This window comes from Martinezella lusitana (genome assembly GCF_014207095.1).
GTDB classification, from domain to species: domain Bacteria; phylum Pseudomonadota; class Alphaproteobacteria; order Rhizobiales; family Rhizobiaceae; genus Rhizobium; species Rhizobium lusitanum_B.
Genome location: NZ_JACHBG010000052.1, coordinates 1 through 3181, shown reverse-complemented (window position 1 = coordinate 3181; position 3181 = coordinate 1). Strand labels below are relative to the sequence as shown.

The window sequence follows — 3181 nt, the reverse complement described above, 5'->3', positions numbered from 1 at the left end:
CCATATTTATGCATCGGGTGAGATTTTGTGGCGGAGCCATTACGGCGCCAGCCGGGGACTGCCAAATCTAGAATTCTCCGCCACATAATATTTCATGCCTCTCTGACGGGCGCGGGATCCCCCTGCGCCGCAATACTGGAGGGGCAATATGCTCGACTTCTATTTTTCGTATCGTGGGGTACTCAAGCGTCTGCGTAGCGGTGCGCTCGGCGGCGAGATGGATCGCTTCGCGGAGCATTTTTTCACGCTCGGTTATAAGCGAGCGTCTGCCAAGATTTACCTGAGCCGGATTGCGCGCTTTAGCCAGTTTGCCGCGAGGCGTTCTTCTGGGCGGCCGCCGCTTTCTGGATTGGTTCCGCCATCACCATCTCGGCCAGGACCTCGAGCCGTTGACGGCTGAGCAGGTCCTTGCTGCTGTCGAGCATCGGCTGTCGCTATCGGCGACCTCCGGCAGCCGCACGGCAGCGACTGCTCACACTCGAACATTTCTTCGGTTTTTGTATTGGGCTGGCTACCATCGCCAAGATCTCGCCGGCGTTGTCCCAAGGACGCCCTCTTGGCGTTTGGCACATTTGCCGCCACGCCTTGCATGGGATGACGTTCGGCAGGCGATCGATGCGATCGGCGCAACGACGCCGGTCGACATCCGCGATCGAGCCGTCCTGCTGCTGCTCGCCACTACGGGCATTCGCAACGGCGAGTTACGCGCCATTCGGCTGAAGGATATCGACTGGCGTACTGGCGAGGTTTTTGTCCGGCGCACCAAGGGCAAGCGTGATCGGGTGGTGCCACTCCTAGAGGAGACCGGCGCCGCACTCGCCGATTACATCCTGCGCGCTCGACCGAAGGTGGATAGTCCGTATCTGTTCCTGTCCTTCACGCCGCCGCTGGGGCCGTTCAAGTGCGCGTCGCCTGTTTCGAGGATCGTGCGGAAGCGGTTGCGGCATGGCGGGGTCGAACTTGGGCGAGTCGCAGGTGCGCATCTCCTGCGCCACAGCCTTGCCACCCAGCTCGTCAGGCAGCAAAGGCCAATCAACGAGGTCGCCGATCTTCTTGGCCACCGGAGCATCAACACAACGGCGTTGTACGTGAAGGTTGCGGCCTCGCAACTCGCCGAGGTCGCACTCCCCTTTCCGGGAGGCGCCGCATGACCGCCTTTGCCCGATTCCTCGGCGAGAAGGTTGAGCGTTACATCGAACTGCGCCACTCGCTCGGCTATGCCTTCAGTAAGCAAGCTGGTACGTTGCGCGCTTTTGTCCGCTACGTTGAACGCACTCAAATCGACGCGCCCGCCACCCGGACGATGGCGCTGGACTTCGTCCTATCGTTCGGCGGGGCCGCCAACAGCCGCACCACTCGTCACGGCGTGCTCCGCAGATTCTACGAGTATCTCGCCGTCTATGACGCCCAAACCGAGAGCTTGGAGCGTAGGGTCTTTCCCAGATCCAGGGCAATTCCGCCGCCGCGGATCCTCAGCGAGTCAGAGTTGGCGTCGCTCATCGACGCATGTGCGCGCATTTCGCCAAGCATCCCTCTCAGGGGGCGGACGATGGCAACGCTAATCGGATTGTTGGCAAGCTCGGGACTGCGATCTGGCGAAGTGGTAAGGCTTGATCGTTCCGACGTCGATCTGACCAACGGGGTTCTTCTCGTTCGGAAGACGAAGTTCCGCAAGGACCGTCTCGTTCCAGTTCACACGACGACCCAGGCTGCCCTTCGCCACTACGCCAGTGAGCGTGACGCCGCTTTTCCCACGCCCAAGGACCAGGGCTTCTTCCTCAGCTCTCGTGGCAACCGCCTCTCAGCGACCGGCCTGCAAAACGGTTTTGCCGAGGTGCGTAAGCTCTCCGGCCTTGATGGCGGTAAGCCCTTAAGGCCGCACGATCTCAGGCACCGGTTCGCCGTGACCCGCCTCAGCTTCTGGCATCAACAGCGCGCAGACGTTCAGGCGTTGCTCCCGTTGCTCGCCACCTATCTCGGCCACGCCAGCTACAGCGATACCGCTTACTACCTCACTGGTTCGGCGGATCTTCTCGCCATTGCGGCGGACCGCGCTTTCCTCGATGGAGGTGCAGCATGAGCGAACATCTGCTCCTGGCGCCGCTCCTGGAATCCTACTTTCGCCGGCGCCTAACCAAGCAGCGCAACGCCACTCCCGCGACTGTCGCGAGCTATCGCGACGCCTTGCGCATGCTGATCCTCTTTGCCGCCGCCAGGTTGCGGAAGAGGCCGGCGGCGTTGGTGCTCGAAGATCTCGATCGAGACCTCGTTCTCGCATTTCTCGACGAACTCGAGGAGAAGCGGAACAACACCGTCGCCACGCGTAATGCCCGACTAGCTGCGATACGATCTTTCTTCCACCATGTGGCAGCCGCCGACCCGGCGTCCTTTGGTGTCGCGCAACGCGTGCTGACGATTCCCACAAAACGCGCGCACATTGAGGTGACGCACCATCTCACCGACGCAGAAGTGGACACCGTCATTGCGGCGCCCGATCAGAGGACGCCCCGTGGTCGGCGCGACCGCGCGTTTCTGCTGTTCCTGGCGCGGACCGGCGCGCGGGTCTCCGAAGCCATCGGTGTCAATGCTGACGACCTTCAGTTGGGACGCCCGCACTCGCAGGTGCTATTGCACGGTAAGGGGCGCAGAGATCGCGTCATCCCCGTTCCTCAGGATCTGGCGAGAGCGCTGGCGGCCTTGTTGCGCGAGCGCGGAATCACCAACCACGAACCACGACCGATCTTTATCGGTGCCCACAATGAGCGCCTGACGCGCTTCGGGGCGACCCACATCGTACGACGAGCGGCGGCCAAGGCAGTGGCCACAAGGCCGGATTTGGCCGAAAAGCCCATATCGCCACACATCTTCCGGCACTCCCTTGCCATGAAGCTTCTCCAGTCCGGCGTGGATCTTTTGACGATTCAAGCCTGGCTCGGGCACGCACAGGTCGCCACCACCCACCGCTATGCCGCCGCGGATGTCGAGATGATGCGTAACGGACTCGAAAAGGCGGGCATCAAGGGCGATTACGGGACGCGCTTCCGGCCCACCGATGCCGTTCTGCAACTGCTGAACAGCATCTAAGCTAAAACATTATGTGGCGGAAGATGCCAGATTTGGCAGTCCCCGGCTGGCGCCATGACGGCTCCGCCACAAAATCTCACCCGATGCATAAAAAGGG

General features: G+C 61.8%; 4 protein-coding genes. 3 read left to right on the top strand and 1 reads right to left on the bottom strand.

All coding sequences use genetic code 11. From position 1 onward, the window contains the following. Window positions 1–299 precede the first annotated feature (299 nt). Complete coding sequence (locus tag GGD46_RS34380) at window positions 300–425, bottom strand: hypothetical protein (protein ID WP_276307848.1); 126 nt, start codon at window positions 423–425, stop codon at window positions 300–302. Between the two features lie 147 nt (window positions 426–572). Between GGD46_RS34380 and GGD46_RS34220 the strand changes: the two genes are divergently transcribed. From GGD46_RS34220 to GGD46_RS33460, 3 genes are read left to right on the top strand one after another with little or no spacing between them, the layout of a single operon-like run. Further along, window positions 573–1151 carry a site-specific integrase gene (locus GGD46_RS34220; RefSeq protein ID WP_240535524.1) on the top strand — a complete coding sequence of 193 codons (579 nt, stop codon included), beginning with the start codon at window positions 573–575 and terminating at the stop codon, window positions 1149–1151. After that, window positions 1148–2080, top strand: coding sequence for a tyrosine-type recombinase/integrase (locus tag GGD46_RS33465; protein ID WP_004126144.1), 933 nt, complete (start codon window positions 1148–1150; stop codon window positions 2078–2080). Before GGD46_RS34220 ends, GGD46_RS33465 begins: the two co-directional genes overlap by 4 nt. Continuing rightward, the gene (locus GGD46_RS33460) at window positions 2077–3084 is read left to right on the top strand and encodes a tyrosine-type recombinase/integrase (RefSeq protein WP_004126146.1); all 1008 of its coding nucleotides are present in this window, start codon (window positions 2077–2079) and stop codon (window positions 3082–3084) included. The genes GGD46_RS33465 and GGD46_RS33460 overlap by 4 nt, the downstream gene beginning before the upstream one ends. Window positions 3085–3181 lie beyond the last annotated feature (97 nt).